The sequence below is a fragment of the Erythrobacter sp. S158 genome (genome assembly GCF_057364915.1).
This window is the reverse complement of record NZ_CP200279.1, coordinates 608,485-631,347: the sequence shown is the minus strand read 5'-3', so window position 1 is coordinate 631,347 and position 22,863 is coordinate 608,485. Positions and strand designations below refer to the sequence as shown.

Here is a 22,863-nt window from a genome sequence, read left to right as displayed (position 1 = left end):
AGAATATCGAGCGGCGCGCCTCGATGCCTACCTCCCGTCGAGGATGCGGTAACCCGATCCCCAGATCGTTTCGAGTGCGGGCGCGTCGAAGCCTTCTTCGAGCTTGCGCCTCAACCGCCCGATGTTGACATCGACCACATTGGTCTGCGGATCGAAGTCCATTTTCCAAACGTCGCGCAACAGCATCTCGCGCGTGACAGTCTCTCCGGCATTCTCCATGAAATATCGGAACAGCTCGAACTCTTTCGGGCTGAGAGCAAGATGGCGGTTATTGCGAAAAGCAGTGCGTGCCTTGAGGTGGCACTCGAAGGCACCGTAGATGATGACCGCGCTGTGCTCGCGCCCATGGGATCGGCGATGCAGGGCGCGCAGACGCGCCATCAATTCTTCGGGCTCGAACGGCTTTGCCATGTAATCGTCCGCACCCGCATCGAGCCCGTCGGTCCGGTCCGCACTTCTGCCCAGAGCCGACAGGATCAGGATCGGCGTTCCGATCCCACTTTCGCGCAGCCTTTTGGTGATGGTCAGACCGTCGATATCGTCGAGCATGCGGTCGAGGATGATGACGTCGAACGCTTCCATGCCTGCACGAAGCAGGGCTTTGCTCCCCTGCTCTTCCCAGACGATCACATCGCCGCTCTGTTCGGCAAGCTCGCTTACCGCGGCAGCCGAGCGCGCATCGTCCTCTACATAAAGTATCCGAAGCGGCGTCCTGTCCATTCCCCCACCCTGGCTGTTTGCGCCCGCCAGCGCATGCCCCTGAGGATCAAAAGCTGCCATGCCTGTATTGCCCCTGCAAGCGTTTGACGCAAAAGGCGGAAGAAACGCTGGCGCGCCCTCCCGCCTTGCCCCTTGCCTCTTTAGTTGAGCGCTTCGACGGAGACCCAACCCTTGGTGCCGAAATTGTCCTCGACTTCGATAAACAGGCCTTCGCGCTTGCCGGTCGGCGAAAGAGTCGTGCCTTCCATGAGGCCACGCACGACTTCGGCATCATCCGTCGGCATTGCCATCATGGAAGTTGCCACTGCCACTGTTGCCACCTTCGGCTCTTCGGCTGCGGCTGCGCTCATTTTTGGGATTGAGGTGATAGTCGCATCCTGTGCCACCACCTGATTGAAAGCGATGACGAAGGCTTCGACCAGTTTCTTGCCCTTGCCGCTGCTGCGATAACCGATTTCGTCCGCCCGCGTGCCCCACGTTGAGTTGCGGCGGAAGCTGAGCGAGGTACGGCGCACTTCGCCCGATCCGGTGACAATAGTCTGACCTGTTGCGGGAGAGAGAAGCTTGATCCCGGCGGCGAGGCGCTGGCTGCGCCCGCCAAGGCCGCCGAACATGCCAAGCATTGCGCCTGCACCCGGAACACGCGACATGACCGAAGCTGCTGCGCCCGAACGCACCAGCCCTTCGACAGCAGCGGTTTTGGCGAGTTCAATCGACTGGTCGACCTCCTCGGTGGTGCCAGCCACAACGTTCATCAGGAAGTCTGCCGGGACGCCCGACGCGGCGCTGTGCGGAGTGAAGCATCCGGATTCGACAGCGAGCGTGTTGATTAGTTCGCGCGGCGAACCAAGGCTGAAATCGGCCCAACCCTGTGTATCGCCATCGACAACCGCGATCGTGCCGAGGCTCTCTTCGCAATTCACCAGCTGCAACTCCTCATCGTCCGCCATCGCTGGCGCCGGCATGGCGAAAGCCGTCATGACCGCTGCGACTGCGAGGCCCGAAACTGCATTTTTCATCGTTGAAACTCCCCATTGATTGACTGCCAAGCGTCAATGGAACCGGGGAGTGATGCGGGCCACACACAGTCCTTGTCATGACCATGACAAAGGCTGTTAGGCGGTGGCTTAACGGCTTAGGATCAGGATCGGAGATGGCCGAATTTGGCCATGAAACGCAGCTTTGCGCTGTTACTCGGCCACCCAGTCGCGGCGTAGCGCTGGACCGGCGAACGCCATCAGGACCCCTGCGACACCATAGAGACCAAGCGCATAGAGCATCGAAAAGCGCAAAGCCTCGTCTCCATAAGTCGGCGCAAGGAAGTCCGACAAGGCGCCCAGCGCGTAGATACCGCCGCCAAGGCCAATGAGGTTGTTGATCAGCAGGAACAGGGCCGAAGCGGTCGAACGCGCTGACGGAACGACCAGATGCTGGATCGCCGAAAGGACCGGACCCAGCCAGACATAGGATAGGGCTTGCGGGAGAAGGAACAGGAAGAAAGCAAGCTGCGCTTCGCTGCTCAAAATTCCGGCGCCAAAAAGAGGTGCGCCAAGAAAGAAGGCAATCGCTGGCAACCAGGCATAGTATGCACGATCACGCCCGCCGAGCCTGTCCGCCAGCATACCCCCGGCAAGCACGCCCGCTACGCCGCCGATCAGCAGCAAGGCTCCATAGAATTGCGAGGATTGCACAAGATCGAAACCGAAGCTGCGGATCAAAAGGCTCGGCAGCCAGAAAGCGATGCCATAGCCGAGCATCGAAGAAGACGCCGCACCGAAGGAAAGGAGCCAGAAGGACGGCTTCTTCGCGAGGATGCCAGCCGTCTCCCTGAGCGTAGGCTGCTGGGGCATTTCGCCTGACGCATCGGGCACTTCCACGTTCTTCGTCTTATCGCGCACCAAGAATTTGAAGAGTGGGGCGATGAGGACGCCCGCGAGGCCAACAACAAAAAATGCCGTGCGCCAATCGACCGTGGCCGCGATATAGCCGCCCATCAGGACGCCAAGCCCGGAGCCGATAGGTATGCCGAGCGAATAGACTGAGAGCGCAGTCGCTCGCCTCTCGCTCGGGAAATAGTCGCCAATCAACGCATAGGATGGCGCAACCCCGCCTGCCTCTCCAATCCCTACGCCGAGCCGCGCAAGAAAGATGTGCCAGAAATTTTGCGCGAGCCCGCATAGCGCTGTAAAACCGCTCCATGCGGCGAGCGAAACCGTGATGACCCACGACCGGCTCGTACGGTCTGCCAGCGCTGCGAGCGGTACTGCCATCGTCGAGTATAGAAGCGCAAAGGCAAGACCACCCAGCAGGCCCATCTCCCCGTCGCTCAACTCTAAGTCCGCTTGTATCGGGGTCGCGAGGATCGACAGTATCTGGCGGTCTACGAAATTGAAGATGTAAACCACCAGGAGCATGAACAGCACCGAGTTGCGATGCGGATCGGCCCTGGCCGTTGCGACGTCGGTCATTTGCAAGTCTCGTCAAGGAAGCGGGCGATGGCCGATACAGCTTCCGGCTCATCAAGCAAGGGCGCATGGCCGCGTCCCGCGATCTCGACTGAAGAAAACCTATCGGGATGGCGCAGGCCCATCTCTGCCACTGTCTCCGCAGTCAGGATGTCGCTCTTCGCGCCGCGGATCGTAAGGACCGGCTTGTCTCGCAGCGCCTCCCACATCTGCCAAAGATCCGGCGGGACGGCGTTCGTGTCTTCAACAGCCATGCCAGCCGCGATGCCCGGATCGTAAGCGAAGCGGACTGAGCCATCGGGCAATTCCTCGCATGTCCGCCGAGCGAAGGCGACCCAGTCCGCATGGTCGAAACCGTCGAGCGCGTCCTGGTTGATCTGCTTACAGCGCCTTGCGGCTTCATCCCAGCCATCCATCGGACCCGACGGCCCAACGTAAGAGCGAATGCGATCAAGGCCTTCCTCACTGACGGACGGGCCGATGTCGTTAAGCGCGATGCCCGTGACCGCGTCGGACCTTTGCGCCCCCATCATCATCGACATGAGGCCGCCCATGGATGTTCCGATGCAAACAACGCGTTCGATGCCGAGATGATCGAGCAGCCGCCACATGTCCTCGACATAGATATCGGGACGGTAGTTGGCGGGGTCCTCATCATATTGCGAGCGCCCCCTTCCTCGTTGGTCAGGGACTATCATTCGCCCCTGCCAATCGAGATGTTTGATGAGCGGCTCGAAATCAGCGCTGTTGCGAGTGAGACCATGCATCATCAGGAGCGGCGCTGCATCGCTTGCCTGACGGGCCGGGTAATCCCGCGCGAACAGCCTCAAGCGACCATCCGCGCTGGAATACTCGACGGCTTGGTATGGGGTCATCGGCTTCACCGACTTCGCCCGATCAGAAGCGGATTTCTCCGGTGACAAAGACACGCCTCGGATCGCCGTAGAAGCCGGTCAATGTGCCTTCCAGGCCGAGCGTCGGTACGAACGGAGTGCCCGGAGGCGTGCCGCCTGCGACGAAGTTGTAGCCTGCGACGATATACTCCTTATCGAGCAGGTTCTTGCCGTGTACGCCGATCGAGAAGCGATCGGAATCGTCGGTGTATACGATACTCGCATCAACCAACACGAAGCCATCCTGATCGAGGAACGGGTTGGGCGTTTCGAACTGGCTGGCATCTGAGCGTAGCGACGCGCTGCCGAGGAAATCGATCATCCCTTCCGCTGCCGAAATGCCGAGCACGAAACCCATATGCGCAGTCACGTCAGGCGTGTTCTGGAAAACCCGCTGATCAGCGACGTCATTGCCGAAAGCATCAATGAAGGTGTTGAAGCTGGCATCGAGATAGCCAAGCGACCAGTTGACGCTGAATCGGCTGCCGTCGCCGGCGAAGTCTTCACCCACAAGCGCGTTGCCTTCGAACTCGAAACCGTTGACGTCAGCGCTTGCTGCGTTCGACGTGATGCCGATAAAGCTGTCGTTGATGCCGTCGCCATTCGTGTCGAGACCGACCGAGCCCGGTATCTGGACATCGTTATAGTCGCCGATGAATGCAGCAAGGCTTACATTCAGACGGTTGTCGAGCAGCGAGGCCTTCCAGCCTAGCTCGTAGCTGTCGACGGTTTCGGGTGCGAAACGCAGGAATTCGAACTGGTCATCGAAATCGATGTCGCCATCGCCATCAAGGTCAGGCGCAGCGGTCGTCTGTCCGCGCGGATCGAAGCCGCCGCCTTTGAACCCTTGCGAATAGGTGAAGTAGATATTGTGATCAGGCGTCGGCTGCCAGCTGATCGAAGCGCGCGGGTTGAAGTCCTCGAAGGTTTCGCTGCCCTGAAAATCGCTCGTCGTCGCAATCGCGACCGCTGGGCTGTTAAGGATGAACAGGTCCGAGAACCCACCGATAAAGGTCGTGCGCAACACACGGCTTGTGCGCTTGTCGTTGGTGTAGCGGCCACCCAACGAAACGCTGATTGTGTCGGTCAGGTCATAGGTGAAATCGCCGAAGAAGCTGTATGTTTCGGTGTCCACATCACCCAGTGTCTGAGCGTTGAGGCCCGGCAGACCGATCAGGTCCCCGGTCGTGAATAGCGCCACATCGAACGCGGTAAAAGCGCTCGCATTCAGGTAATAGGCACCGAAAACGCCCGACAGACGATCGCCTTCATAAAGAAGCTGCAGCTCCTGACTGAACTGGTCGTTTTCATAGATGGCCGGGACGTCGAGGTCGGCGGCGGGCAGACTGTCGAAGTCGATAGGGGTCGTTGAGCTGTCCTCGCGATAGCCAGTGATCGACTTGAGCGTGATCGTGTCCGACAGCTCAATCGCGATGTTGAGCGCGCCGCCATAGGCCTCAACTTCCTGATCAACGACATTCAGCCCTGCCCTTGTGTCGAACACATCGTCGAGCACGGGCGCTCCTGAAAACAGGCCGGGTATCAAGCGACTGCCCTGGCGTGCCTCGCTGTTATCCTTCACGTAGTCGCCGGAAAGGCGAACAAAGACCGGGCCATTGTCGAACTCGATAGTTCCGCGCGCTGCCCAGATGTCCTTGTTGTAGTTCTCAGTCCCGAGCGTGAGGTTGTCGCCGAACCCGCCGCGCGAAAGCCGAGCACCGCTTGCCCCGATCTTGAGGTTCGGAGTGATGGGCGTCGAGGCAGAGACGATCAGATCGGCTTGATCATAAGAACCGTAAGTGCCGCGCACGGTGACGCTGGTCTCGTCGGGAAGGCTGGCGGTCACGTACTTGATCGCGCCGCCGATTGTGTTGCGGCCATACAAAGTTCCCTGGGGTCCGCGCAGGACTTCAATCCGCTCCACATCGTAAACGTCGAGCACAGCCGCTTGAGGGCGGTTCAGGTACACGTCATCGATGTAAAGACCAACGCCTGCCTCAAAGCCTGCGACCGGGTCCTGCTGACCCACGCCGCGGATGAAAGCGGTGAGCGTGGTGTTTGTCCCGCGGCTTACCTCAAGCGTGATATTGGGGATTTCCTGCGCAACCTGCGTCAGCTCCTGGATGCCGCGTTGCTCAAGTTGCTCGCCAGATAGCGCTGTCACCGAAAGCGGAACGTCCAGCAGACGCTCTTCACGGCGGCGGGCGGTCACGACGATCTGATTGCCGCCAGCCTGTCCGACACTTTCGCCTGCATCGTCATCCGCGCTTGTCGTCTGTGCTGTCGCAGGAGCTGCAATGAGCGCTATGCCGGCGCTCCCGGACAAAAGTGCAGCGCGAGTGATAACCGAACGAATGGTCATTGAATTTTCCTCCCAAGAATCCTCTCGCGATGGTCATTACTGAAAGTTGAACCACCTTTCAAGTTCTTCTCTTGCGAATGCACTCGCTTACCCCTAATCCACGCAAGCAGAGGGGAAGTATGGTCGACACACCAACCGAATTGAGCGACGCACCGGGCGCCAAGACGCCGCGGACGGAACGCGGCCGCAAGACACTGCGCAAGTTGCTCGACGCATCGGCAGAGGAATTTGGCGAAAAGGGATTCCACGAAGCATCGGTAAGTTCGATTACTCGCCGTGCAGGTGTCGCGCTTGGCTCGTTCTACACATACTTCGACAGCAAGGAGGCGCTGTTTCAGGCGCTCGTCCAGCACCTGAGTAGCCAGGTGAAAGTGTCGGCTGGGAAATCTGTCGACGAGCTCAAGGCCGGGGGTCAGTTCAACGCTTTTGACATCGAGCAAGCTGCGCTCTCAAGTTTTCTGGACTTCGCGCGCGAGCACAAGGAAATTTACCGGATCATCGACGAATCCGAGTTCGTCGACCCGCAAGCCTATCGCGCTCACTACGAAGGGACCGCACGACGAATTCTGTCGCGTCTGCGCGAAGGTGCGGCGATGGGAGAGATGCGCGAGGACATCGAAGAAGCGCATGCTTGGGCGCTGATGGGAATGAACGTCTTCCTCGGCTTGCGATTTGCGGTCTGGTCTGACGAGAAAAGCAGCGAGAGCGTTGCGATGGCTGCTCGATCCATACTGGAACGCGGAATTGGCGCTTCGAAACGCAACGCGGAAGACTGACTGCCCGTAGTGGTTCAGACAGAAATCGCCATTCGTCGATGAACGTGTGCACATTCTCGGCAAGCGTCGATGTGCAAGGCTTGCCAAATGCCTGAAAAGCGTGATCGTTAGCCGCGTCGCAACACTGCATCAGGGGGTCGAATGCAGAAAACTCGGGAAAGAAGGTTCGCAGCTGTCGCTGCGGCGCCCGCAATCCTTGCGTTGGCGCTTTTGCAGGGCTGCTCGCTTCCCGGCACGGCCCAGCCACCAACGCTGCAGGAAACCATTCCTTTGCCCGAACGCTGGACGTTTGCCTCGCAAGAAGGCCAAGCGATCGAGCTGGGCGAATACTGGGCGCTTTTGAACGATCCGCTGATCGACGAATTTGTCACTCAGGCCCGCACTCAAAACTACGACATCGCTCAGTCCCTCGCCCAGCTGCGTGCAGCTGAGGCTGGGCTGCGAGAGGCACGGGCAGCGCGCTTGCCCTCAGCATCGGCAGGCGGTGGTGTCGGAAGAGACTTCGGCGATTTCTCTCGCGATGAATTCCAATTCTCGCTCAGTGCCGATCTTGCATGGGAGCTCGACCTGTTTGGCAGGATCAGTTCTTCCATCGATGCTTCGCGCGCCGATCTTGCCGCAGCAGGCTTTAACGCAGCCGATCTGGAACGGATCGTGGTTGCAACAGTCGCGATCCAGACCATCACAGCGCGTTCTGTCGCCGCTCAGCTTGAGTTTGCCCGTCAGTCGCTTGCCAACCAGGACGACAACCTGCAGATCGCGAGGTGGCGCAATCAGGCCGGGCTCGTGTCGAGCCTCGACGTTGAACAGGCGCGAACACAACGCGCGCAAACGGCCGCTACCATACCGCTGCTCGAAGGTGATCTGGTTGCCGCAGCCAACGCCATTTCGACGCTCATCGGAGATCCGCCTGGCGAGGTCTACGCCCGCTTGCTTGCAGATCCGCGTGACGTCCCCTCACCTCCGCTCGCGAACGCCGTCAACGCGCCGGCCGACATCCTTCGAATGCGACCAGATGTCAGCGCTGCCGAAGCGCGGCTCGTCGGCGACTTTGAAAGGATCGGTATCGCGAGGACACAACTCTACCCGATCGCTCGCCTCACCGGCACGGTTGGCACTTCCTCGTTCGGAATAGACGATCTGTTCGATGTCATTACCGGCAACGTATTCGCCAGCTTATCGCAACTTCTTTTCGATGGCGGAGCAGCCCGAGCCAGAGTCGACGCTTCGCGGGCGATAGCTGACGGATCGCTCGCTGCGTGGCGCCAGTCGATCCTAACCGCGCTCGAAGACGTCGAAACAGCATCGGTCGACCTTGATACAAGCAATGAACGCGTGATTGCGCTGGTCGAAGCGAGCGACGGCGCTCGCAATGCAGCCATTCTCGGACGAAGCCAGTATCAGGCAGGGCTGATCGATTTTCAGGTGCTGCTCAATGTAGAGAGCGCGCTGCTCAGCGCCGAGACTTCTCAAATTTCAGCCGAAGCTGCGCGGGCGATTGCCTTTGTGCAATTGGCGCGGGCCATGGGCGGCGGGTGGCGATCGCCATCCGAACAGAATTCGCAAGACAGGGATAACGGGCAATGAGCGAGACGGCGGACACGCCCCAGACGGATGACGGCACGAACGTCGATGAATTCCTTGGCGTGAAGGAGCGCCCGCGCTGGCGGCGCTGGATGAAGTATTGGCTTCCGGCCTTGATCATCCTGATCCTGATCTTTGCGATATCGCGGTGTTCGAGCGGCGATGGGGAGGTTACCTACATCACCGAGGAAGTGACCGAAGGCTCTCTCGAACTCACCGTCACGGCGACCGGCAATCTGCGTCCGACGAACCAGGTGACGGTTGGCTCAGAAGTGACCGGCCCTGTCGATCAGGTGCTCGTCGACGTCAACGATCGCGTAACGCGCGGCCAGGTCATCGCGATCATCAATACCGAGATCATCGACCAGCAGATCGCGCAGTCGCGCGCCAATCTTAACGCAGCGCGTGCAAGCCTCGTCCAGGCACAGGCCTCGCTCGAAGCAACCAATGCGCAGCTCGTTCGCTTTCGCGAAGTGCGCGAGCTTTCGGGGGGGCGCGTGCCGTCCCTGATCGAACTCGACCAAGCCGAAGCAGCCGCGGCCCGCGACGAAGCGGCTGTATCGTCAGCACGCGCCAACATTCAGGCAGCCGAGGCAACGCTGAGAGCGAACCTTACCACCCGATCTCGCGCCGTGATCCGCGCGCCGGTGACGGGCGTGGTGCTCGCTCGTCAGATCGAGGTTGGACAGACCGTCGTTGCCGCGTTCAACACGGTGACCCTGTTCGTGATCGCCGAGGACCTTGCCGCGATGCAGCTTCGCGTATCCATCGACGAGGCGGATGTCGGCCAGGTAGAAGCGGGTCAGGATGCAACCTTTACCGTGGACGCTTATCCGGGCCGGCGGTTCCCTGCGACGCTGGACCGGGTGGACCTTGCTTCAGGCAACACGGTCAACGAACAGGCGGGCGGCGCTGCTGCCGCGGCGGGGGCCTCGGTTGTCAACTACGAGGCGCGGCTCAGCGTGCAGAATCCTGAAGGCCTCTTGCGACCCGGCATGACCGCAACCGCAACGATCGCAACCGACACCACCGGGAGCGTCAAACTCGTGCCGAACGCCGCACTGCGCTTTCGACCGGGCCAACAGAACGAAGACGAAGGCGGCGGTGTGCTCAATGTCAGCGTCGGGCTTGAGCGCGAAGACCAGCAAGCGACCATTGGTGTGGGCAGCAGGCAGACTGTCCAAGTGCTTCAGGATGACGGCACTCTCAAGGCAGTCGAAGTCATCACCGGGCGAAGCGACGGTCGGACGACCGCCGTGCAGTCGGATGAACTTGAGGCGGGTACGAAAGTCGTCACCGGAGTGGAGGCACAAGCCGGATGAGCGAAGTGCCGCTCATTGAACTTGAAGGCATTACCAAAGTCTTCGGCAACGGGCCCGCCGCGTTCAAGGCGCTCAAGGGAGTGGACCTCACCATTGATCGCGGCCAGTTCGTCGCGATCATGGGCCCATCGGGTTCGGGCAAGTCGACGACAATGAACATCCTCGGTTGCCTCGATGTTCCTACCGAAGGAATCTTCCGTTTTCGCGGCGTCGAAGTGCAGAAGATGGACCGCGATCAGCGCAGCCTGCTCAGGCGGAAGTATCTCGGCTTCGTGTTTCAGGGCTTCAATTTGCTCTCGCGCACGACCGCTCTGGAGAATGTCGAGCTTCCCCTGCTCTATCGCGGCGAAAAGAAGTCTGTCCGCCGCGATGCTGCCATGCATGCGCTTGATCAAGTTGGTCTTGCACCATGGGCATCGCACACCCCGGCGGAGCTTTCGGGCGGCCAGCAACAGCGTGTCGCGATTGCGCGGGCGCTTGTCTCCGATCCCGACGTGCTGCTCGCCGACGAACCGACCGGCAACCTCGATACAGAACGCTCGATCGAGATCATGGAGCTGATGCGCGAGCTCAACGCGGGCGGCATCACCGTGATCATGGTGACGCATGAAGAGGAAATGGCCGCCTTCGCAAAGACAGTCATTCACTTCCGTGACGGCCTAGTGGAACGCACTGAACGGGGCACTCGCAGCCTTGAAGCTCAGGGAGGAGATGCCTGATGCTCGGTGCAACCTTCCTTCTGGCCCTTCGCGAGATCAGGCGTCACCTCATGCGCTCGATCTTAACGACCCTCGGCATCATCATCGGCGTTGCAGCGGTTGTGACGATGGTCACGCTCGGCAACGGCGTGACCGCATCGGTGCAAGACGAAATCTCCTCGCTCGGATCGTCAAACTTCATCGTCTTCCCGGTACGCGTGGACAATGGCCCGGTTCGCCAGTTCGATCTCGACGACGTCGAAGCTGTCGAGCAGCAGATTGCAGGTGTCGAAGTTGCCGCCGCCAATGTCGGCGCAAGCGCGACCGCATTCTACAACGGACAGGACTGGGACACGCGCGTCACGGGTGCGGATACGAACTTCCTCGAGGCTCAGGCGATCGAAGTGGTCGAAGGACGTCCCTTCACCAGCGACGAGGAAGCTTCCGGGCAAAACGTCTGCCTGCTTGGCCCTAAGGTTCGCGAGGCCATTTTCCTCCCTGACGTGAGCCCGATTGGCGAGGAAATGAGGCTCGGCGATGTGCCCTGTACCGTCATCGGCGTTCTCGAGGAACGCGGCCAGGGCGGCGGCGGGGCGGACGACGATGACACGGTGTTCATGCCGCTGAAAACAGTTCAGCGACGGTTCCGAGGCAGCGACAATATCGACTATTTCGTCCTGAAATATAACGCGGCTTACTCGGCCACTGTAATTCAGGATTCGCTGATCGACCTGCTGCGCGAACGCCGCGTGCTGCAAGGCGACGCGCCCAACGACTTCAACATCATCGACACAGCACAAGTGAATGACGCACTTAGCTCCGTGACAGGGGCGCTGACGGCGATGGTTGCCGTCATCGCTTCAATCAGCCTCTTGGTCGGAGGTATCGGCATCATGAACATCATGCTGGTCTCGGTCACAGAGCGAACTCGGGAGATAGGGATCAGACTTGCCATTGGTGCGCTGGCGAGAGAAGTCCGGTTACAATTCCTGACCGAAGCGGTGGTTCTTTGTGCGTTTGGCGGATTGGTCGGTCTTTTGCTCGCCTTCTTCGCTTCTGTGTCGCTGGCAGGCGTCATTGACGTGCCCTTCGTGTTCGATCCGATGATCAACATCTTCAGCTTCCTGTTTGCTTCAGGAATGGGGATCGTCTTTGGCTACTATCCCGCACGCCGAGCATCACAGCTCGACCCAATCGACGCTCTGCGCCACGAATAAAGGCGGCACTTCAGGGCTTAATCGGCAGACGCAAAAATGGGGTTGGCTCGCAGTCGCTCGACCGCGAAGTCGACAAATGCCCTGACCTTTGCAGCCGTGCTGCGTGTCCCTCCGTGGACGATATGAACGGGAAGCGAGGCCTCTTCATAATCCTCCAGCACCAGCCGCAGTCGACCGGCGTTTACTTCAGGTCCGACCTGATATGACAGGACGCGCGTCAGGCCCCACCCCTCCGCCGCCATTCCAATGGCCGCTGCATTGTTGTTGCAAAGGATCTGTGGGTGCACCCTGATGACGGCTTTCTCGTCCTTGCCAAAGCGCCAGTCGACGCCTGAGAACCCGCTCGAGACAGCAATAATCTTGTGTGACTTTAGGTCTTGCGGAGACTGCGGCACGCCGTTGCGCCTGAGATAATCGGCCGATCCGGTTACCACCCGTCTTACATGTCCCACTCGTGCGGCTTTAAGCGAAGAATCTCGTAAGTGCCCGATGCGCAGTGCGATATCAAAGCCCTCATCCACCATGTTGGTCACCCGGTCGAGAAAGACGAGTTGCACACTCACATCAGGATAGAGGTCGCAAAACTCTGTCACGATCGGAGCAACATACAATCGGCCAAAAAGGACAGGGGCGGTGATCGTAAGCAAACCGACCGGTTGCGCCTGGACACCGGCAGCTAGCGCGTCTGCAGCGTCAATCTCGGCGAGAATGCGTTCACATTCCGGAGCATATCTTTCGCCCGCTTCGGTCAGGCGCACCGTACGCGTGGTTCGCACGAACAAGTCAGCACCGATCATTTCCTCAAGCGCAGCCACGGTCCGCGTGACGGTCGCAGGGCTGGCGTTCATTTCCCGTCCGGCAGCGGCAAAGCTTTGCCTGCGCGCCACCTCGAGAAAGACCTTCATAGCGTGAACTTTATCGATGGTGCCGCTCCAACGTAGATTATTTCATAATTCGAAATACTGACTTGAATATTTGCCGCATTCTAACGTCAAACGCAATTGCCTAGACCGAAATCCGTCGGACGCACCGACCCACAGTCAACTCCTCCCCAGGACGACATCTCGAAAGGCGAATGTAATGAAACTCTACCACTTCCCGCTCTCTGGCCACGCTCACCGCGCCCGGCTCTTCCTGTCGCTCCTTAACGTCGAGGCCGAGATCGTCGATGTCGATCTTGCCAATGGCGAGCACAAGTCGGCTCCGTATCTGGCGCTCAACCCCTTTGGCCAAGTTCCTGTGCTGGTCGACGGTGACACCGTGATCTCAGACTCCAACGCCATCCTTGTCTATGTCGCAAAGAAGTTCGGCCGCAGTGACTGGCTTCCTGAAGCACCCGCTGCTGCAGCCCGCGTCCAGCGCTGGCTTTCGGTCGCCGCGGGGGAACTCGCAGCTGGGCCAGGTGCTGCTCGCCTGATTACCGTCTTCGGCGCCGATTTCGATCCGGAAAAGACGATCGCAAAGGCTCACGCCATTCTCAAGCTGATCGATAGCGAGCTGGAAGGCCGCAACTGGATCACTGGCAGCGCCCAACCGACGATCGCTGACGTCGCGCTCTACAGCTACATCGTCAACGCTCCTGAAGGGAACGTCGATTTGTCGGCCTACACCCGCGTCAACGCGTGGCTTGATCGGATTGAGAAGCTCGAAGGCTTCGTACCCTTCCAGACCACTGAAATCGGCCTGCGCAAAGCCGCATGATCACCCTCGCGGCCGGGGCGGGAACCCGCCCTCTCCTCTCCCCCACCCGCCCCGGCTGCACCCCTTCCCCTCACTCGACCGGAGTACGAAGAATGGCGCATGCAACGGCACAACAAGCGTTCCCCTGGCATCCCGGCGAAGTCGCCGTGCAGGAGCGGCTCGGTGTTGCGGAGCGTATGGCGAAGAATGGTTCGCAGGTGGTCCGGGACTACATGCCCGAGCAGCACCGCAATTTTTACAACTCGATCCCCTTCATGATGATCGGCTCTGTTGATGAAAGCGGCGATGTCTGGGCTTCGATGGTCACAGGCGAGCCGGGTTTCATGCATTCCCCAGATCCGCGCGAACTCACCATCGATTTTGCACCGGACAGCAGTGACCCCGCTACTGCCGGGTTGAAGGACGGCAAGGCAATCGGAATGCTCGGGATCGAGCTTTCAACCCGCCGACGCAACCGGATGAATGGACTGATCCACTCGACCACCGCTAGCGGTTTTGCAGTGAGCGTCGGGCATTCTTTCGGAAATTGCCCCCAGTACATCCAACTCAGAGACTTTGAATTCGTCCGTGGGCCAAAGGCCGAATTCACAAGCGAGGCAGAGGAGCTTTCCTCTCTCGACGATGAAGCCCGCACCATGATCGCAGCCGCCGACACTTTCTTCGTGGCTTCCTACGTCGACCTGGAAGATGAACGTCAGGTCGACGTCTCGCACCGCGGGGGAAAACCGGGCTTCGTGAGGGTTGATGGTGAAGGCCGGATGACGATCCCGGATTTTGCTGGAAACCTTCACTTCAACACGCTGGGCAATTTTACCGTCAATCCACGCGCTGGACTGATCTTTGCCGACTTTGAAACAGGCGACGTCCTCCAAATTACAGGCGACACGCAAATCGTGTTCGACGGTCCGGAAATTGCCAATTTCCAGGGCGCCGAGCGTATTTGGCATTTCACTCCGCGTCGCATCGTACGTCGCCGGGCTGCACTGCCGATCCGCTGGAAACTGCGTGCCCTTGATGCCTTTTCGCCCAACTCGCTTATGACAGGATCATGGGAAGAGACCGCTGCGAGGATTGAGGCGCAGAAAGCTGCGAAGACTTGGCGCGAATTTCGCATCGAGACAATCACGCGCGAGACCGCAGAGATTTCTTCGTTCACCCTGGTTCCCATGGACGGTGGCGGGATCTCGACTTTCAAGGCGGGACAACATCTGCCGGTTCGCGCAGACATACCCGGTTCGGCCACGCCGGTCACCCGGACGTACACACTCTCGTCTGCGCCCTCGGATGGAACCTACCGTCTGAGCGTGAAGCGGCAGGGGCTCTTTTCTGAGCACCTCCATTCACTGAAGGAAGGCGATGTCATTGAAGCGCGCGGTCCCGGTGGAGACTTTTTCATTGAGGGCGATGTGAAACGTCCTGCCGTACTGGTTGCCGCCGGCGTGGGTATCACGCCGATGCTCTCGATGCTGCGCCAGATAGTATTCGAGGGCAAACGCACGCGAGGGACCCGCCCGACATGGCTGGTCCACGCCGCCAAGAGCCGCGACCTGCGCGCCTTTCACGATGAGATCGGAGAACTCGTTCGCGAAGCTGCGGGCGCGGTCAAGTTCATCGCGGTGCATGACGCGCCTAGCGACGACGAGAAGCAGGGAGAGGATTATAGCTGGCACGGCCGCTTCAGCGCCGCCGATCTTGGCCGGTTCCTGCCCTTCGGTGACTACGATTTCTACATGTGCGGCCCGCCTGGCTTTATGCAGGGAGTGTATGACGGCCTTCGCGACATGGACGTCTCGGATGCCCGAATTCACGCCGAGGCATTTGGTCCATCCTCGCTCATTCGTCGCCCCGATGAAGGCGTGGTCGTCACCGAAGTCGTAGCCGCGGCAACCGAGAGCGTACCGGTGATCTTTGCCGGATCAAACAAGGAAGCGCGTTGGGAGCCTCAAGGCGGAACCCTGCTTGAACTCGCCGAAGCTCGCGGGATCGAAGCGCCGTTCAGCTGCCGCCGAGGCACTTGCGGAATGTGCGCGGTCAAGCTGCTCAAGGGTAAGGTCGCATACACCAACAAGCCCAGCGTAGAGATAGCCGAGGGCGAAGTGCTCACATGCTCTGCGGTCCCTCATCGCGATGTCGACAGGCTGGAGATCGAGCTATGAACTGGTCCCTCATTCCCATGCCGGCAGCTGAAGAACTTGCTGGCGGATTCATTCCCCCGGTGGCTTTCGACGAAGCAACTCGGAAAACTCAAGACGACCCCGAACTGCGCGAGATGCGCCGATATCTGGTCGCCCTGTTCGTCGCGCTCGGGATGATTGCCTGTGTCGAAAGCGCGATCATCGACCACCCGGCTGACGGCCAGAGGCGCCTCGCAGAGGTCAATCTCTCAGAACGAAAAGCCGAATGCCGCGATTGCGCGGTCGCCTTTGCCCACTCCCCGGAAATGGAGAACTGAACATGTCCCGTCCCCCGCTGCCCCCATTCTCTGACGAAACTGCGCGAGAAAAAGTGAGGCTTGCCGAAGATGGCTGGAATAGCCGTGACCCGGCCAAGGTCGCGCTTGCCTATACGCCAAATTCGCGTTGGCGAAATCGCGCCGAGTTTCCGCAGGGACGCGAGGAGATTGAAGCCTTCCTCACCCGCAAATGGTCCCGCGAACTGGACTACCGGCTCATCAAGGAACTTTGGGCTCACGACAAAAACCGTATCGCGGTTCGTTATGCGTATGAGTACCGCGACGATAGCGGCAACTGGTTTCGCGCCTATGGCAACGAGAACTGGCAGTTCGACGCTGACGGCCTGATGGAAGAGCGCCACGCAAGCATCAACGAAAAGCCAATTCGCGAAGAAGAGCGGCTCTTCCACTGGCCACTCGGCCGCCGCCCCGATGATCATCCGGGACTAAGCGACCTGGGCCTGTAAAGCGCGTACTACTGCCAGGTCTGGATTAACTCGTCGTATTCGATCGTGATCGGCGCGGGGTCTTCGTTGGCACGCTTTGCCTTCGGAGACCCTGGCTGGTTGAGCCAGTAATCGGCACTTCGAACCTCGTTGAGCTTGGGGCCGAGATCGCCCTGAAGCCCGGCGCGTTCTAGACGCTCGAGTACGCGCTCCTGCTGTTCGCACAGCGCATCGAGCGCGGCCTGCGGGCTCTTGGTCCCTGAGGATGCGTCGCCGATATTCTGCCACCATAGCTGTGCGAGGCGCGGATAGTCCGGAACATTGGTTCCGGTGGGCGACCAGCGGGTGCGCGCAGGCGAACGGTAGAACTCGACCAGACCGCCCAGCTTTGGTGCGCGTTCGGTAAAGCTTTCGTGCTGGATCGTGCTTTCGCGAATGAAGGTGAGGCCGACATGCGCCTTCTTCACATCGACAGTCTTCGACGTGACGAACTGGGCATAGAGCCATGCCGCTTTGGCGCGGTCGACAGGTGTCGACTTCATCAGGGTCCACGAACCTGCGTCCTGATAACCGACCTTCATCCCTTCTTCCCAATACGCGCCGTGCGGACTGGGTGCCATGCGCCATCGCGGAGTGCCGTCGTCGTAGAGGACTGCCGACGCTTCTTCGCCCACCATGTTGGCGGTGAATGTGGTGTACCAGAAGATCTGCTGCGCAATCGCACCCTGGGCGGGCACAGGGCCAGCCTCGGAGAAGGTCATCCCAGCCGCGGACGGCGGCGAATATTCATTGAGCCACTTTGAGTACTTGGCGAGTGCATAGACCGCTGCAGGCGAATTGGTCGCCCCGCCGCGAACGACACAGGAGCCGACCGGCTGCGAATTCTCGTTTACGCGAATGCCCCATTCATCGACCGGCAGGCCATTGGGTTCTCCGACCGAGCCCATACCAGCCATCGACATCCAGGCATCGGTGAAGCGCCAGCCGAGCGACGGGTCCTTTTTGCCGTAGTCCATGCTGCCATAGACCGTCTGACCGTCGATTTCGCGGCCGGTGAAGAACTCTGCGATGTCCTCGTAAGCCGACCAGTTAACCGGAACACCGAGGTCGTAACCGTAGGCTGCCTTGAAATCCGCCTTGATCTCCGGATCAGTGAACCAGTCGTAGCGGAACCAATAAAGGTTCGCGAACTGCTGATCGGGCAGCTGGTACAATTTGCCGTCGGGGCCAGTGGTGAAATCCGTGCCGATGAAGTCGGGAAGGTCGAGCGTTGGACTGGTGACGTCGCTGCCCTCGCCAGACATCCAGTCGGTGAGATTGCGTACCTGCTGATAACGCCAGTGGGTTCCGATAAGGTCGGAATCGTTAACGTAGGCGTCGTAGATGTTCTCATCTGACTGCATCTGGGTCTGTAGCTTTTCGACCACATCGCCCTCACCGATCAGGTCGTGAGTGACGTCGATGCCGGTCATCGCAGAAAATGCCGGGGCGAGAACCTTGGCTTCGTATTCGTGGGTCGCGATCGTTTCCGACACGACCGAGATCGACATCCCCTGATACGGCGTTGCCGCGTCCATGAACCAGTCGAGCTCGGCCTGCTGCTCCTCTCGAGAAAGCGCGGACATCTCGCCGATTTCATTGTCGAGAAAGTCGCTCGCTGCTTGCTGCCGCTCCGCCTCGCTCAGCACCACGAAATCGCTGTCGGCAGCATCCGAACACGCCGCCAGCGCGAGGCTAACGCCCAAAACAATCGCAATTTTCATTAGGTTATCAGTCCCGTCCCTATGTCTCTCTCGCCTGCATCATACCCAGCGGAAAACGCAGAATGCAAATAGGGCAGATAAGATGATTGCCCAATATTGCGGCAAGTCCAAAAGCCCGATCCAGGCAAGGTTGATGAATGCGCTACCCAACAAGCTAATGAACAACCGATCGCCCCTGGCGGTCTCGATACCCAGAATGCCAGTCCTCGGCGTGCTCGGGTAGCGAACCTGCAAGATCGCCATGACGGTCAATGTCAGCGCAATTGCTGCAAAGAACAGCGCTGTGGGCCAAGTCCAAGCCATCCAGTCCATGATCAGGCTCCTCGCATCTTAAACCCTGCCAAGGGCAAAACCCTTGGCGATGTATCCGCGCACGAAATAGATCACGATCGCTCCCGGTATGATCGTCAAAACGCCCGCCGCTGCGAGCACGCCCCAGTCGAGCCCTGATGCTGAAACTGTGCGCGTCATTGTCGCGGTTATCGGCTTTGCATCTACGCTTGTCAGAGTGCGGCTCAGAAGCAGTTCTACCCAGCTGAACATGAAACAGAAGAACGCCGCGACCCCGATCCCAGGGGCAATCATGGGTATGAAGATGCGCGTGAAGAAACGGGGGAAGCTGTAGCCATCGATGAATGCCGTCTCGTCGATTTCGCGAGTAACGCCGCGCATGAAGCCTTCGAGGATCCACACCGCAAGCGGCACGTTGAAAAGGCAATGCGCCAGTGCAACCGCGATATGCGTGTCGAACAGGTTCACGCTCGAATACAGTTGGAAAAAGGGCAGCGCGAACACCGCAGGCGGCGCCATACGGTTAGTTAGCAACCAGAAGAAGAGGTGATTGTCGCCCATGAAGCGATAACGGCTGAAAGCGTAAGCGGCCGGCAGCGCGACGCTTAGCGAAATCGCGGTGTTGAGCGTCACGTAGATGAAGCTGTTCACATAGCCCATATACCAGGATGCATCGGTCAGGATCGTCCGGTAATTGTCGAGCGTGAAATTCTCGGGCCAGAGAGTAAACGCGCCGAGTATTTCAGAGTTCGGTTTGAAGCTCATGATGACGAGCCAGTAGATCGGCACCAGCAGGAACAGCAGATAGGCAACCAGCACCAGCGCGGAGGGCCGAAAGCTCGAACCTTTCATCGTGCCACCTCGTCTTTGTCCGCGCTGATCATGACCGTGTAGAACACGTAGGAAATGAGCAGGATCAGCAGGAAGTACATCAACGAGAAAGCGGCCGCGGGCCCAAGGTCGAATTGGCCAAGCGCCATCTTCACAAGGTCGATCGACAGGAAGGTTGTCGCGTTGCCCGGCCCTCCACCGGTCAGGACAAAGGGTTCGGTGTAGATCATGAAGCTGTCCATGAAGCGCAGCAGCACCGCAATGATGAGCACGCCCTGCATCTTGGGCAATTCGATATAGCGAAAGACGCTCCACCGGCTCGCCTGGTCGATCTCAGCCGCTTGATAGTAAGCCTGCGGGATCGAGCGCAGCCCCGCATAGGCAAGCAGCGCAACCAGCGACGTCCAGTGCCAAACGTCCATCACGATCACCGTCACCCACGCATCGAATGCATTTTGCGCGTAATTGTATGGAATGCCGAGATCGGTGACGAAGCGCCCCATAAGTCCGATGTCGCTGCGGGCAAAGACCTGCCAAATCGTGCCGACAACGTTGTATGGAATGAGCAACGGCAAGGCCATCAGGACAAGGCAAAGGGATGCAAGCCATCCCTTTTTCGGCATGCAGAGCGCAACCAAGATGCCAAGCGGTATCTCGATCGCCAAAATGATCGAGGAGAAGAGCAACTGCCGGCCGAGTGCGTCCCACAGCCGTTCAGAACGCAAAAGCTCGCGGTACCATTCAAGGCCGACCCAGAAGAACTCGTTTCCGCCGAAGCTGTCCTGGAACGAATAATTGACCACCGTCATCATCGGAATGATCGAGGAGAAGGCGACCAGCACGAGCACCGGCAGAACCAGAAACCATGCGCGCTGATTTGTGGTCTTTTCCATCACGATCCCTCCGCATTTTCGGACGTGATCGGAGTGCCTTCGATGCGCCATTCGTCGCAGAAGATGCTCGCCGCTCGCGGATCGAAGGTGACTTTGTCCATGCCCGCTTCAATTTCGAATCCTGCGTCGGCAACAATGTTTATCTCAGTGCCAAAGACACTTGCATTGATGAACTTCTGGCGACCCACGTCCTGAACGCGGTTTACAGTGACAGGCAGCCCCTCGCCTTTCGTGAGCGTCAGGAACTCGGGCCTGATGCCTAGTGCTGCGCGACCTACGGGACGGCCATAGTTCGATCCGAGACTGATCGTCTTGCCCTGCGCGTGGGCCTGCGCTCCCTCGATCTGCACGGGCAGGAAATTCATCCCCGGCGAACCGATGAAATAGCCGACAAATGTATGGGCTGGTTCTTCGAAAAGCGCCTGAGGCGTGCCGATCTGCAGGACCCGCCCTTCATGCATGACCACGACTTCATCCGCAAAAGTTAGCGCCTCTGTCTGGTCATGAGTGACATAAACCATCGTGTGCCCAAACTCATCGTGCAGCGACTTGAGCTGGGTGCGCAGTTCCCACTTCAAATGCGGATCGATGACAGTCAGCGGCTCGTCGAACAATATTGCATTCACGTCATCGCGTACGACACCGCGTCCGAGCGATATTTTCTGCTTGAGGTCTGCAGTGAGGCCGCGCGCTTTCTTTCGCAGGTGATCCTCCAGCCCGATCATCTGCGCAACCTTCGCGACGCGCTCCGCGATGTAGCCCGCTTCCATCCCGCGATTGCGCAGCGGAAAGGCAAGGTTCTCGCGCACCGTCATCGTGTCGTAGACCACCGGAAACTGGAACACCTGCGCGATGTTGCGCTGCGCCGTCGAGGCATGCGTCACGTCCTCACCGTCGAACAGGATGCGTCCGCGGCTCGGTTCGAGCAGTCCCGACATGATGTTGAGCAAGGTCGTCTTGCCGCACCCGCTGGGGCCCAACAGCGCGTAGGCGCGGCCATCCTCCCACTGGTGATTGAGCTCCTTGAGAGCAAAATCCTCTTCTTCCGTCGGGTCAGGGCGGTAGCTGTGCGCAATTTTGTCGAGGGTGATCGCCGCCATCCTTACGCCTCCACCAATTGAGGCAGAGGGTGTGCGAGCCTACCTTCTTCATCGAAATACAGCAGATCTGAAGGATCGATAGAGACGCGCAGCTTCTCGCCCGACCGAAAGCTGCGCGGTCCCCTGAGGAGCCCGACCCATGTTTCGCCGGCCGCGTCGATGTGAATATAGGTTTCTGATCCAGTGAGCTCTGTGACGCTCACCGTCGCGTCGAACGCGATCTTGTTCCCGCCGCCTTCGCCGACATCTAGATTGTGCGCCCTGAAGCCAGCTTTGTAGTTGCCGTTGGGAAGGCGCAATGCGGCATCGCTCGACACATGCGCTTGCCCACTCGGAAAGTGGATCGCACCATCATTTATCCTGACGGGCAGGAAGTTCATCGGAGGGTCGGAGTAGACGCTTGCCGTGACCATATCCACAGGCTGCCGATAAACCTGTGTTGAGGGTCCGAACTGCGTCACCCTGCCCTGCCACAAGGTCGCAGTGTTCCCGCCAAGTAGCAGCGCCTCTTCCGGCTCGGTCGTGGCATACACAAAGATGCTTCCCGATGCGGCGAACAGACGCGGGATCTCTATGCGAAGCTCCTCGCGCAGCTTGTAATCGAGATTGGCAAGTGGTTCGTCCATGAGCACAAGGCCGACATCTTTCACGAGGGCGCGCGCGATTGCGCATCTCTGCTGCTGCCCTCCGGATATCTCGCTTGGCTTGCGATCGAGCAGCGGTGTCAGCTGAAGCAGATCGGCCATCTCGCCGACCTTTCGCTCAATATCCTGCACCGAGACACCACGCAGCTTGAGCGGAGAGGCAATGTTTTCGCGAACCGTCATCGACGGGTAGTTCACGAATTGCTGGTAAACCATCGCGACGTCGCGCTTTTGCACCCGCTGTCCCGTTACGTCCTCACCGTTCCAGAATATCTGGCCGGTGTCCGGCTCGTCCAGCCCCGCCATCAGCCGCATCAGCGTGGTCTTGCCTGCAAGCGTCGGCCCAAGAAGGACGTTCATTGTCCCTTTGTGCAATTCCAGATCGAGAGCGTGGATGTGGGCTTCGCCATCGACTGATTTGGAAACCCCTTGCAAGCGAAGGGTCATGGATCAGTTTTCAGCTCGGTATTAATCAACATGCCCACCCGTTTTTCGCATCGCGCATTTTGGAGCGACGATTGCGTGCAGGCACAAGCATTAGGTTCGCGGACCTCAATGGCAATGCTTTTCTGGCGCTCGCCAAGTCAGCACCGGAGCAATCGACCTGCTCAACAGACCGATGACGCCGGAAAGTCTGGATCACCTAGTCGACAATCGCGCGAGTGCGGACTGGCAGGTTGTCGCGGTTCGGATAGCTGAATAAGA

The 22,863-nt window shown here is 59.3% G+C and carries 21 protein-coding genes; 9 read left to right on the top strand and 12 right to left on the bottom strand.

All coding sequences use genetic code 11. The annotated features are described in order from the left end of the window. Positions 1-27: 27 nt before the first annotated feature. The 5 genes from AC0V6T_RS03145 to AC0V6T_RS03125 all read right to left on the bottom strand — a co-directional run bounded on the left by AC0V6T_RS03145 (position 28) and on the right by AC0V6T_RS03125 (position 6,440). A complete protein-coding gene (locus tag AC0V6T_RS03145; protein WP_486128482.1) occupies positions 28-720 on the bottom strand; it encodes a response regulator transcription factor in 693 nt (230 codons plus the stop codon). 140 nt (positions 721-860) lie between these two features. Next, a complete protein-coding gene (locus tag AC0V6T_RS03140) occupies positions 861-1,739 on the bottom strand; it encodes an SH3 domain-containing protein (protein WP_486124244.1) in 879 nt (292 codons plus the stop codon). A gap of 171 nt (positions 1,740-1,910) precedes the next feature. Further along, positions 1,911-3,188, bottom strand: coding sequence for a spinster family MFS transporter (locus tag AC0V6T_RS03135; RefSeq protein WP_486124242.1), 1,278 nt, complete (start codon positions 3,186-3,188; stop codon positions 1,911-1,913). Continuing rightward, positions 3,185-4,060, bottom strand: coding sequence for an alpha/beta fold hydrolase (locus AC0V6T_RS03130; RefSeq protein ID WP_486124240.1), 876 nt, complete (start codon positions 4,058-4,060; stop codon positions 3,185-3,187). Before AC0V6T_RS03130 ends, AC0V6T_RS03135 begins: the two co-directional genes overlap by 4 nt. A gap of 22 nt (positions 4,061-4,082) precedes the next feature. Next, positions 4,083-6,440, bottom strand: coding sequence for a TonB-dependent receptor (locus tag AC0V6T_RS03125; RefSeq protein ID WP_486124238.1), 2,358 nt, complete (start codon positions 6,438-6,440; stop codon positions 4,083-4,085). 119 nt (positions 6,441-6,559) lie between these two features. Here AC0V6T_RS03125 and AC0V6T_RS03120 point away from each other — a divergent pair, with 119 nt between their 5' ends. The 5 genes from AC0V6T_RS03120 to AC0V6T_RS03100 all read left to right on the top strand — a co-directional run bounded on the left by AC0V6T_RS03120 (position 6,560) and on the right by AC0V6T_RS03100 (position 12,037). Beyond that, positions 6,560-7,216, top strand: coding sequence for a TetR/AcrR family transcriptional regulator (locus AC0V6T_RS03120; RefSeq protein WP_486124236.1), 657 nt, complete (start codon positions 6,560-6,562; stop codon positions 7,214-7,216). A 141-nt stretch (positions 7,217-7,357) separates the two neighbouring features. Next, a complete protein-coding gene (locus AC0V6T_RS03115) occupies positions 7,358-8,803 on the top strand; it encodes an efflux transporter outer membrane subunit (RefSeq protein WP_486124234.1) in 1,446 nt (481 codons plus the stop codon). After that, positions 8,800-10,122: an efflux RND transporter periplasmic adaptor subunit gene (locus AC0V6T_RS03110; protein WP_486124232.1), complete on the top strand. Its 1,323-nt coding sequence runs from the start codon at positions 8,800-8,802 to the stop codon at positions 10,120-10,122. Before AC0V6T_RS03115 ends, AC0V6T_RS03110 begins: the two co-directional genes overlap by 4 nt. Continuing rightward, a complete protein-coding gene (locus tag AC0V6T_RS03105) occupies positions 10,119-10,841 on the top strand; it encodes an ABC transporter ATP-binding protein (protein ID WP_486124230.1) in 723 nt (240 codons plus the stop codon). The genes AC0V6T_RS03110 and AC0V6T_RS03105 overlap by 4 nt, the downstream gene beginning before the upstream one ends. Further along, a complete protein-coding gene (locus tag AC0V6T_RS03100) occupies positions 10,841-12,037 on the top strand; it encodes an ABC transporter permease (RefSeq protein ID WP_007164878.1) in 1,197 nt (398 codons plus the stop codon). The genes AC0V6T_RS03105 and AC0V6T_RS03100 overlap by 1 nt, the downstream gene beginning before the upstream one ends. 17 nt (positions 12,038-12,054) lie before the next feature. Here AC0V6T_RS03100 and AC0V6T_RS03095 read toward each other — a convergent pair whose 3' ends face one another. Continuing rightward, positions 12,055-12,942, bottom strand: a complete 888-nt coding sequence (locus tag AC0V6T_RS03095; protein ID WP_486124228.1) for a LysR family transcriptional regulator — start codon at positions 12,940-12,942, stop codon at positions 12,055-12,057. Positions 12,943-13,117: 175 nt separating this feature from the next. Between AC0V6T_RS03095 and AC0V6T_RS03090 the strand changes: the two genes are divergently transcribed. The 4 genes from AC0V6T_RS03090 (at position 13,118) to AC0V6T_RS03075 (ending at position 16,657) form a co-directional block, all read left to right on the top strand. After that, a complete protein-coding gene (locus AC0V6T_RS03090) occupies positions 13,118-13,738 on the top strand; it encodes a glutathione S-transferase family protein (protein ID WP_486124226.1) in 621 nt (206 codons plus the stop codon). 92 nt (positions 13,739-13,830) lie between these two features. Beyond that, positions 13,831-15,894 carry a 2Fe-2S iron-sulfur cluster-binding protein gene (locus AC0V6T_RS03085; protein WP_486124224.1) on the top strand — a complete coding sequence of 688 codons (2,064 nt, stop codon included), beginning with the start codon at positions 13,831-13,833 and terminating at the stop codon, positions 15,892-15,894. Then, entirely contained in the window at positions 15,891-16,190 is a 300-nt protein-coding gene (locus tag AC0V6T_RS03080; protein ID WP_486124222.1) for a hypothetical protein, read from the top strand. The genes AC0V6T_RS03085 and AC0V6T_RS03080 overlap by 4 nt, the downstream gene beginning before the upstream one ends. A gap of 2 nt (positions 16,191-16,192) precedes the next feature. After that, positions 16,193-16,657 (top strand): nuclear transport factor 2 family protein, encoded by a 465-nt coding sequence (locus tag AC0V6T_RS03075; RefSeq protein WP_486124220.1) that lies wholly within the window; start codon positions 16,193-16,195, stop codon positions 16,655-16,657. 8 nt (positions 16,658-16,665) lie between these two features. Here the strand turns inward: AC0V6T_RS03075 and AC0V6T_RS03070 are convergent, their stop codons facing one another. The 6 genes from AC0V6T_RS03070 to AC0V6T_RS03045 are packed head-to-tail and all read right to left on the bottom strand — an operon-like array spanning position 16,666 to position 22,605. Next, entirely contained in the window at positions 16,666-18,399 is a 1,734-nt protein-coding gene (locus tag AC0V6T_RS03070; RefSeq protein WP_486124218.1) for an ABC transporter substrate-binding protein, read from the bottom strand. A gap of 39 nt (positions 18,400-18,438) precedes the next feature. Further along, entirely contained in the window at positions 18,439-18,711 is a 273-nt protein-coding gene (locus tag AC0V6T_RS03065) for a DUF2160 domain-containing protein (protein WP_486124216.1), read from the bottom strand. A gap of 18 nt (positions 18,712-18,729) precedes the next feature. Beyond that, positions 18,730-19,542, bottom strand: coding sequence for a carbohydrate ABC transporter permease (locus AC0V6T_RS03060; RefSeq protein ID WP_486124214.1), 813 nt, complete (start codon positions 19,540-19,542; stop codon positions 18,730-18,732). Further along, on the bottom strand, positions 19,539-20,414 hold the full coding sequence (locus tag AC0V6T_RS03055) for a carbohydrate ABC transporter permease (protein ID WP_486124212.1): 876 nt from the start codon (positions 20,412-20,414) through the stop codon (positions 19,539-19,541). The genes AC0V6T_RS03060 and AC0V6T_RS03055 overlap by 4 nt, the downstream gene beginning before the upstream one ends. Then, positions 20,414-21,514: an ABC transporter ATP-binding protein gene (locus AC0V6T_RS03050; protein WP_486124210.1), complete on the bottom strand. Its 1,101-nt coding sequence runs from the start codon at positions 21,512-21,514 to the stop codon at positions 20,414-20,416. Before AC0V6T_RS03050 ends, AC0V6T_RS03055 begins: the two co-directional genes overlap by 1 nt. Positions 21,515-21,516: 2 nt before the next feature. After that, positions 21,517-22,605, bottom strand: coding sequence for an ABC transporter ATP-binding protein (locus tag AC0V6T_RS03045; RefSeq protein WP_486124208.1), 1,089 nt, complete (start codon positions 22,603-22,605; stop codon positions 21,517-21,519). Positions 22,606-22,863: the final 258 nt, after the last annotated feature.

Excerpts from the sequence above, each read along its gene's own strand:
- AC0V6T_RS03145 (WP_486128482.1), bottom strand. The coding sequence starts at position 720 with ATGGACAGGACGCCGCTTCGGATACTTTATGTAGAGGACGATGCGCGC.
- AC0V6T_RS03140 (WP_486124244.1), bottom strand. The coding sequence starts at position 1,739 with ATGAAAAATGCAGTTTCGGGCCTCGCAGTCGCAGCGGTCATGACGGCT.
- AC0V6T_RS03135 (WP_486124242.1), bottom strand. The coding sequence starts at position 3,188 with ATGACCGACGTCGCAACGGCCAGGGCCGATCCGCATCGCAACTCGGTG.
- AC0V6T_RS03130 (WP_486124240.1), bottom strand. The coding sequence starts at position 4,060 with ATGACCCCATACCAAGCCGTCGAGTATTCCAGCGCGGATGGTCGCTTG.
- AC0V6T_RS03125 (WP_486124238.1), bottom strand. The coding sequence starts at position 6,440 with ATGACCATTCGTTCGGTTATCACTCGCGCTGCACTTTTGTCCGGGAGC.
- AC0V6T_RS03120 (WP_486124236.1), top strand. The coding sequence starts at position 6,560 with ATGGTCGACACACCAACCGAATTGAGCGACGCACCGGGCGCCAAGACG.
- AC0V6T_RS03115 (WP_486124234.1), top strand. The coding sequence starts at position 7,358 with ATGCAGAAAACTCGGGAAAGAAGGTTCGCAGCTGTCGCTGCGGCGCCC.
- AC0V6T_RS03110 (WP_486124232.1), top strand. The coding sequence starts at position 8,800 with ATGAGCGAGACGGCGGACACGCCCCAGACGGATGACGGCACGAACGTC.
- AC0V6T_RS03105 (WP_486124230.1), top strand. The coding sequence starts at position 10,119 with ATGAGCGAAGTGCCGCTCATTGAACTTGAAGGCATTACCAAAGTCTTC.
- AC0V6T_RS03100 (WP_007164878.1), top strand. The coding sequence starts at position 10,841 with ATGCTCGGTGCAACCTTCCTTCTGGCCCTTCGCGAGATCAGGCGTCAC.
- AC0V6T_RS03095 (WP_486124228.1), bottom strand. The coding sequence starts at position 12,942 with ATGAAGGTCTTTCTCGAGGTGGCGCGCAGGCAAAGCTTTGCCGCTGCC.
- AC0V6T_RS03090 (WP_486124226.1), top strand. The coding sequence starts at position 13,118 with ATGAAACTCTACCACTTCCCGCTCTCTGGCCACGCTCACCGCGCCCGG.
- AC0V6T_RS03085 (WP_486124224.1), top strand. The coding sequence starts at position 13,831 with ATGGCGCATGCAACGGCACAACAAGCGTTCCCCTGGCATCCCGGCGAA.
- AC0V6T_RS03080 (WP_486124222.1), top strand. The coding sequence starts at position 15,891 with ATGAACTGGTCCCTCATTCCCATGCCGGCAGCTGAAGAACTTGCTGGC.
- AC0V6T_RS03075 (WP_486124220.1), top strand. The coding sequence starts at position 16,193 with ATGTCCCGTCCCCCGCTGCCCCCATTCTCTGACGAAACTGCGCGAGAA.
- AC0V6T_RS03070 (WP_486124218.1), bottom strand. The coding sequence starts at position 18,399 with ATGAAAATTGCGATTGTTTTGGGCGTTAGCCTCGCGCTGGCGGCGTGT.
- AC0V6T_RS03065 (WP_486124216.1), bottom strand. The coding sequence starts at position 18,711 with ATGGACTGGATGGCTTGGACTTGGCCCACAGCGCTGTTCTTTGCAGCA.
- AC0V6T_RS03060 (WP_486124214.1), bottom strand. The coding sequence starts at position 19,542 with ATGAAAGGTTCGAGCTTTCGGCCCTCCGCGCTGGTGCTGGTTGCCTAT.
- AC0V6T_RS03055 (WP_486124212.1), bottom strand. The coding sequence starts at position 20,414 with ATGGAAAAGACCACAAATCAGCGCGCATGGTTTCTGGTTCTGCCGGTG.
- AC0V6T_RS03050 (WP_486124210.1), bottom strand. The coding sequence starts at position 21,514 with ATGGCGGCGATCACCCTCGACAAAATTGCGCACAGCTACCGCCCTGAC.
- AC0V6T_RS03045 (WP_486124208.1), bottom strand. The coding sequence starts at position 22,605 with ATGACCCTTCGCTTGCAAGGGGTTTCCAAATCAGTCGATGGCGAAGCC.